This window comes from Variovorax sp. P4_D9 (assembly GCF_056401695.1).
This window is the reverse complement of record NZ_JBFUIU010000535.1, coordinates 1-6,264: the sequence shown is the minus strand read 5'-3', so window position 1 is coordinate 6,264 and position 6,264 is coordinate 1. Positions and strand designations below refer to the sequence as shown.

At 63.8% G+C, this 6,264-nt stretch carries 6 protein-coding genes and 2 pseudogenes; 4 read left to right on the top strand and 4 right to left on the bottom strand.

Annotated elements, in window-relative coordinates; genetic code table 11:
• Nucleotides 1-101 precede the first annotated feature (101 nt).
• Nucleotides 102-965, bottom strand: coding sequence for a helix-turn-helix domain-containing protein (locus AC1DY5_RS37950; RefSeq protein WP_478119619.1), 864 nt, complete (start codon nucleotides 963-965; stop codon nucleotides 102-104).
• Nucleotides 966-1,064: 99 nt separating this feature from the next.
• Between AC1DY5_RS37950 and aroE the strand changes: the two genes are divergently transcribed.
• Nucleotides 1,065-1,994 carry a shikimate dehydrogenase gene (gene aroE, locus AC1DY5_RS37945; RefSeq protein ID WP_478119618.1) on the top strand — a complete coding sequence of 310 codons (930 nt, stop codon included), beginning with the start codon at nucleotides 1,065-1,067 and terminating at the stop codon, nucleotides 1,992-1,994.
• Between the two features lie 55 nt (nucleotides 1,995-2,049).
• On the opposite strand, the gene AC1DY5_RS37940 is transcribed toward aroE, so the two are convergent.
• From AC1DY5_RS37940 to AC1DY5_RS37930, 3 genes and pseudogenes are all read right to left on the bottom strand, one after another.
• Complete coding sequence (locus AC1DY5_RS37940; RefSeq protein ID WP_478111921.1) at nucleotides 2,050-2,331, bottom strand: HU family DNA-binding protein; 282 nt, start codon at nucleotides 2,329-2,331, stop codon at nucleotides 2,050-2,052.
• Between the two features lie 590 nt (nucleotides 2,332-2,921).
• Nucleotides 2,922-3,158 (bottom strand): annotated as a pseudogene (locus AC1DY5_RS37935) (HupE/UreJ family protein); the annotation flags it as partial.
• Between the two features lie 111 nt (nucleotides 3,159-3,269).
• Nucleotides 3,270-4,421: an ABC transporter substrate-binding protein gene (locus AC1DY5_RS37930; protein ID WP_478119617.1), complete on the bottom strand. Its 1,152-nt coding sequence runs from the start codon at nucleotides 4,419-4,421 to the stop codon at nucleotides 3,270-3,272.
• A gap of 122 nt (nucleotides 4,422-4,543) precedes the next feature.
• Here AC1DY5_RS37930 and AC1DY5_RS37925 point away from each other — a divergent pair, with 122 nt between their 5' ends.
• The 3 genes and pseudogenes from AC1DY5_RS37925 to AC1DY5_RS37915 all read left to right on the top strand — a co-directional run.
• Nucleotides 4,544-5,467, top strand: a complete 924-nt coding sequence (locus tag AC1DY5_RS37925) for a DUF3616 domain-containing protein (RefSeq protein ID WP_478119616.1) — start codon at nucleotides 4,544-4,546, stop codon at nucleotides 5,465-5,467.
• A gap of 63 nt (nucleotides 5,468-5,530) precedes the next feature.
• On the top strand, nucleotides 5,531-5,767 hold the full coding sequence (locus AC1DY5_RS37920) for a hypothetical protein (protein WP_478119615.1): 237 nt from the start codon (nucleotides 5,531-5,533) through the stop codon (nucleotides 5,765-5,767).
• A gap of 45 nt (nucleotides 5,768-5,812) precedes the next feature.
• Nucleotides 5,813-6,264: pseudogene (locus AC1DY5_RS37915) on the top strand (hypothetical protein); the annotation flags it as partial.

Here is a 6,264-nt window from a genome sequence, read left to right as displayed (position 1 = left end):
GATCATGCCGACTGCCGAATCCAACGGCATCTTGCTGTAGCTCAGCAACCAAGCAGCAATCCCAACTGCCTCGAAGTGCCTTCGTAGCCCAACTCAGGTCATCAGGGCCCGGCCGAGTCGAACAGGCGCCGATAGACGCTGGGCGTGCAGCCTTTGGCTGCACTGAATTGCCGAGTGAAGTGGGCTGGCTCGCGATAGCCGACCCGCTCACCGACCTGTGCCACCGTGCGGCCGCCCTGCGCCAGCAGTGCGCAGGCATGACCGATGCGCCTTTGCGCCACGTAGGCGCTGATCGACATGCGCGTGCTGCGCTTGAACAGGCGCTGAAGCTGACTGGTGCTGAGATGCGCCAACATCGCCAGATGCTCGACGTCCACCGGCTCGGTGTAGTGCCCATTGAGCCAATCCAGCACTTGCGAAAGCCGCAGACGTTCGCGTGAACTTCCTGAAGGTGTGATCGAGGTCGTGGCCAGCGTCGCCCGCGCCGGGTCCGAGCACAGCGTCATCAGAACTTCCATCAGCCCCAGCCAGCGCCGTTCTGGCGTCGCACCGACCAGCGCCAACATCTGGCGCGTGGCGTGGGCACGCGTCTCGCCGCCGAACACCAAGGCGCTGCGTGAGACCTCGAGAAGTCGGCGCAGCGGGTCCAGTTCCGGTGACTCGTTCAACAGCGCGGCGATCCAGGCCTCGGTGAACCAGCAGACCAGCGCGCGGTGCATCGGTCCGGCGGTCGTGCGACTCGATTGCCAGGCATGGGGCAGGTTCGGCCCCATCAGCACGAGGTCACCATCGCCGTAGCGCTCGGTGTGATCTCCCACGAAGCGCATGCCTTCGCTGTTGAGCGTCAGCGTCAACTCGAACTCCGGGTGATAGTGCCAGTTGAATGGAAATTCAGGCAACTGGCGGTCGAACAGCAGCCACGAGCGGTCCGTGGGCACCACGACGGTTTCGAGCCAGGGCCGCATCGATCATCCCTCCTTTCGCATCGGATGGCACCAAGCATGCGGTAATCCTACAAGAAGTAGCCGCGACCGTGCCACCGGCAGGCGCTGAGCCGCGTCAAGATGGCGCCGCTGGGCAACCCTCAGATGCGGCTGAAGACGCAACGCTTCCCTCTCCAACCTGATCTCCATAAAGTGACTCCCATGGCGCATGACTTCCTGCACCCTCTCACCGGCTCCTTTGCAATGCCCGCGGCCGAAAACCCGACCGTCGTGATGATGGAGGCGGCCTATCGGCAACTCGGACTCAACTGGCGCTACCTCAATTGCGAAGTGCATCCCGATCGGCTGGGGGATGCGGTCCGAGGTGCGCGGGCCATGCGCTGGCGTGGCTTCAACTGCTCGATCCCGCACAAGGTCGCTGTGATCGAACATCTCGACGGCCTGGGCGCCTCCGCGCGCATCATCGGTGCGGTCAACACCATCGTCCGCCGTGGCGAAGAACTGATCGGCGAGAACACCGATGGCCAAGGCTTTGTCCAGGCCCTGCGCGAGGTGGTCGATCCCGCCGGCAAGACGGCGCTTGTCTTTGGTGCTGGCGGGGCGGCACGCGCAGTGGCCGTCGAGCTCGCGCTGGCCGGCACCGAACGGATCAGCATCGTCAACCGCGGGCGCCAGCGGGGTGAGGCGTTGGCGGAGCTGCTACGTCGAAATACACCAGCCGCCGCCACCTACGTGCCTTGGGTAGGCACCTTCCGCGTGCCGTCGGACACGAGCCTTGTGATCCATGCCACCTCGGTGGGCCTGTACCCCAACGTCGACGAGACGCCCGACATCGACATGGCCACGCTGCTGCCGCACATGGTCGTGGCCGACGGCATTCACAACCCGCCCATGACCCACTTGCTGCGTGCTGCCAGAGTCCGTGGCTGCCGGGTCGCCGACGGGCTGGGGATGCTGGTCAACCAAGGCGTGATCGGCATCAAGCACTGGACGGGGCTCGACGCCGACGCGGGCGTCATGCGGCGAGCCTTGCTTGAGCTTCAGCTTTGAAGGCCGCGCTCTGACACCAAGGAGATCCCGAATAAGGACACGAAGCGACGTCACATCACCCGGCTGCGTTCACCGCGTCCTTCAAGGATTTGCCGGCAGTGAACTTCACAGCCTTGCTCGCCTTGATAGTCATCGGCTCGCCGGTCGACGGATTGCGGCCGGAACGCTCGGCGCGGTTCGAAACGGTGAAGTTGCCGAAGCCGATCAACTGCACGGCCTCGCCTTTGGCCAAGGCGCCGGCCAGGTGCTCGAGCGCGGAATCGAATGCCCGGGCTGCGTCGGCCTTGGTGAGGTTGGTATCCGCGGCGATGGCGGCGACGAGTTCAGTCTTGTTCATAACAGGGGTTCCCTTTTTGTAGAACGCTGGTGATCGAGGTCAGGCGTGCGGCGCCCTGGCGTTCGGTTGCGCGGACGTACAAGCGAGCACGTCCGGGGCGCCGCGGGGTTCGCCCGAATCGTCGATTGTTGCCGATGCGCGAGTGGCGTTCTGCAGCACGGATAGTCTGGCGGATTTTCGGGTTCGTCGACTCTGCCGATACTCTGGCCGAGTCGGCGCATGAAGCGAACGGGAATATCGCGAAGAAGACATTGGCCCGTTAACCGCTCGGTCTTGGCCTCGACCTCCGCGGGCCGCGTGCGATCTGCGATCTGCGATCTGCGATCTGCGATCTGCTGCAGTCTCCATCGCATCAAAGTAGAAGCGTCGAATGCTCTGCTGCCTCTGAGGCGCATCGAACTTTCCGGCCGAGAAGTTGCGGTCTCGACTGTTGACGGCTTTGAACTTGCTGCCAACGATGGCGGCGATGGCGTGCGCGAGGCGTCAGCCCAGGATTGCGACGATGCGCGCGCACGACGCGCCAGGGTTCCGATCGCATAGAGCGATGCATGGCGCGCCAGTGGCATCGCCGGCAGGCGCCGGACCCCGAGGTAGACCAGCCAGGCGGCGGCCACTGTCATCGACTGGCCAATCTCGACGCCGACATTGAAAGTGAGCAACGCGACCCAGAGGTAGTTGTCGGGCAGGCCGATCTCCCTCACGCCGGCGAACCCCAGGCCGTGCACCAGTCCGAACAGGAACGCCACCAACGCGGGCCATCTGCGCGCCAGCGTCTGCCGGTTGCGCAGCGCCTCGCCGGCCACCAGCATGATCGACAGCGCGATCATGGCTTCCACGCTGCCGCCACCGATCGTGGGATGGCTGGTGCGCCGCGCCTGAGCTCACCATGCCTGCTCGACGGTCAGCGCGGGCGACTGGTCGACATCCGGTGAGACTCCTCATCCGATGAAGGCACCCTGCGCGTTCAGCAGCAACTGGCTGACATAGCTGCTGCCTCGGCCGCTGTCTTCGAATTCCACGCGCCATCCGTCCAGTTGGACCGGTCGCCGCCGCTGGAATTCCGCGAGAACCTTCGCCCGTCCCGCGTTCGGCTCGATGCCACCAAGCACGGTCGCCGCGTAGCGGCCAGCAATGTAGCCTGCCAGGCTGACCGGCGAGGGCGGCTCGTCGAAGAGTCGCCCGAGCGCATCGCGGTAGGCCCGAACGATCGGCACCTTGCTGGAGCGAGGATTGGGAACGACCTGCGTGAAGATGATCGGCACCTTCTTGCCCGGGTCCAACTGCATGAAGGTCGTGGTGTCCACGTCGGCCAAGCAGATCACGTAGCGCGGCGCGCCTCGCTGACTCAAGCCGCGAGTGAATTGCGCGAGCTCGATGCTCGCGCCCATGAACAGCAGGAAGAAGGGGTCCGTCGCTTTGAGCTGCGACGCGAACTGCGCCATGTCCTGACCCACCGGGACAGTCAGGGCGCGCACCTTGACCTGAAGGCGCTCTGTGAGCGCGGCCGTCCCGGCCTGCAGCGCCTCGGCGTGCAACGGACTCGGATAGACGACACCAAGTTCGCTGACACCCATGACGGCGAGACTCTTGAGTACCTGGCGCATCTGCTCCGCGCGAGATGCGAAGAGCGCAATCAGGTGACGATCCTGGTCGTATCGCGGATCTGCGAGCCACGGCGCGACATGAGCGATTTCCAGCTGCGCCTGGGCCGACTCCTTGAGGCTTGCCAGCGCCAGACCTTCGCCGACCGCACCCAGCAAAGCGACCTGGCTTGGATCGTTCTTCACACCCAGGATCGCCGCGCGCACAGCGGACGCGCTGCCGTCGGTTTCAATGGTGGTCAGCTGAGGTGCGGCGATGTTCGCCTTTCGAAGCTCGGCAAAGGCAAGGCGAACGCCGGTGGCGTAGTCGCGCGAGAGTTCCTGCTGATCGGGCGACATGTCGAGGAGCTGGGTCACTCTCGTGGCGCTCGGCTGGGGAGCGCGGGTTTGAGCCATGGAGACACTCGGCTGCGCGCCGATCGCCGCGAGCGTGGCGACGCACCCAGCACCGAAGAAGCGGCGACGCGTGAATTCCCGAAAATCGTTCATCGAGGCCATGCTAGCGAGGTGTTGTGACATTTCGACGCAGTCTTCACAATCGTCGACACCCTGCCCGGCTTCAACTCACCTGCGGACGACGGAAATGGGACGCAGGGGATGACAATGCTTGCGTGGCGCAAAGAACTCCTCCCGCTTTCCAGCCCCTGACCGGCATCTATGAGCCGTCGGCGATCCAGCAGTTGCCTGATGGGCGCTTTCTTGTGGTCGAGGACGAAAAGAGCCATCCCCTCAGTTTGGTCACGATCAGAGGCGATGGACGTGTCGACAGTGCCGAACTCACGCCTGGGCTGCTTCAGATCTTCAGCGACTTCTGGAAGCTCGACGACCTCGAAGGACTTGCGCTGGACCGGGCAGGCTTCGTCTACGCCATCACCTCGCATTCCCGAGACGACGATGGCGACGAGAAGCAGTCGCGCGAAAGGCTGGTCCGATTCCGGCTCGAAGGAGATCGAGTCGTGGACCGCAAGGTGGTCGAGGGCTTGAAGCGTGCCATGACGGCGAAGCATCCTCTGCTTGCTTCGGCAGCCAAGATCCGGGATGTCAAAGCCGCTGGCGGGCTCAATATCGAGGCATTGGAAATCAGCCCGGACGCGCAACGACTGCTGATCGGCTTCAGAAGCCCGCTGCGCGAAGGGCGCGCGATCATCGCCAGCGTCGAGAATCCGGCCGGGATCTTCGAAGGTGACGAGTCACCGCGGCTGTCGGCCGATTTGTCCGAACTGGATCTGGGCGGCCACGGGATTCGCGGCTTGTCGTATGTTCCCACCCTCGGCGAGTACCTCATCGTCAGTGGGCCGGTTTCGCGTGAAGCCGGCGAGTTCGCCCTCTGGCTCTGGAACGGCCAGCCACAAGGCTCGGTGCGTCGCGTCACGATTCCAGGTCTGCCGAGCCTCGAGCGTGCAGAAGGAGTGAGCCCGGCGATGATCGACGGAACGGCAAGAATCATCATCGTCAGTGACGACGGAAACCGCAAAGCCGGCCGCTCCGCCAGCTATCTGCTGCTGGACCTCGACCAACTGCAGATCGCCTCTTGAATTGACTCAACACGCCGTTCTTGCAGTGGTCAGCCATTGCGGATCGACCTGGAGGGAAAACCCATGCCACACCGCAGAAAGACACGCACAGAGCACATTGAGGTCACGGACCAGGTCGGAAAACGGCACGTTGTGGTGAAGTACACCGAGTATCTCGAGGCAAGCCCTGGTGATGGCGATGCACGCCTTCCCGAGGAAGTTGCGACGGAGTACCGATTGGAAACCGGAAGGAGCGTCACTTCGAGCGGTGCCGACACGTTCCAGACAACGGACGGAAAGCTTCAGCTCAAGGCACTGTAGCCACCAAGGCGCCCTCTGAATTGACGCGGGCGCCTCGCGAAAGACATGACGCGATGCGAGCTATACGGTATAAATCGTTTACACCATTCACTCGCACTCATGACGATTCTGATCAGCACATCCAGCCAGACGCTCCCCGCCCACACAGAGGCATCTTCCACTACCACCCCGCCGGTGTCGGTGGCACCGCCGTCGAAGACGGAAAAATCGAGCGGCACTGCCAAGAAGCTCTCAGCCAAGGCTGCCGAGAAGTCAGCGACAGTCGGCAAGAAGGCGGTCAAGCCCAAGGAGAAGCTGGTGCGAGACAGCTTCACCATGCCGCAAGAAGACTACGCACTGATCGCCAGCCTGAAGGACCGCGCGCTGAAGTTCAAGCGACCGACGAAAAAGAGCGAACTGCTGCGCGCCGGTCTGCATGCGCTTCAGGCATTGCCGGCACCCGCCCTGCGCGCGGCGCTCGATTCGCTGACGCCCTTGAAGGCGGGCCGCCCCAAGCG

Coding starts and splice junctions, on each gene's coding strand:
- aroE (WP_478119618.1), top strand. CDS start 1,065: ATGGCGCCGCTGGGCAACCCTCAGATGCGGCTGAAGACGCAACGCTTC.
- AC1DY5_RS37940 (WP_478111921.1), bottom strand. CDS start 2,331: ATGAACAAGACTGAACTCGTCGCCGCCATCGCCGCGGATACCAACCTC.
- AC1DY5_RS37930 (WP_478119617.1), bottom strand. CDS start 4,421: ATGAACGATTTTCGGGAATTCACGCGTCGCCGCTTCTTCGGTGCTGGG.
- AC1DY5_RS37920 (WP_478119615.1), top strand. CDS start 5,531: ATGCCACACCGCAGAAAGACACGCACAGAGCACATTGAGGTCACGGAC.
- AC1DY5_RS37950 (WP_478119619.1), bottom strand. CDS start 965: ATGCGGCCCTGGCTCGAAACCGTCGTGGTGCCCACGGACCGCTCGTGG.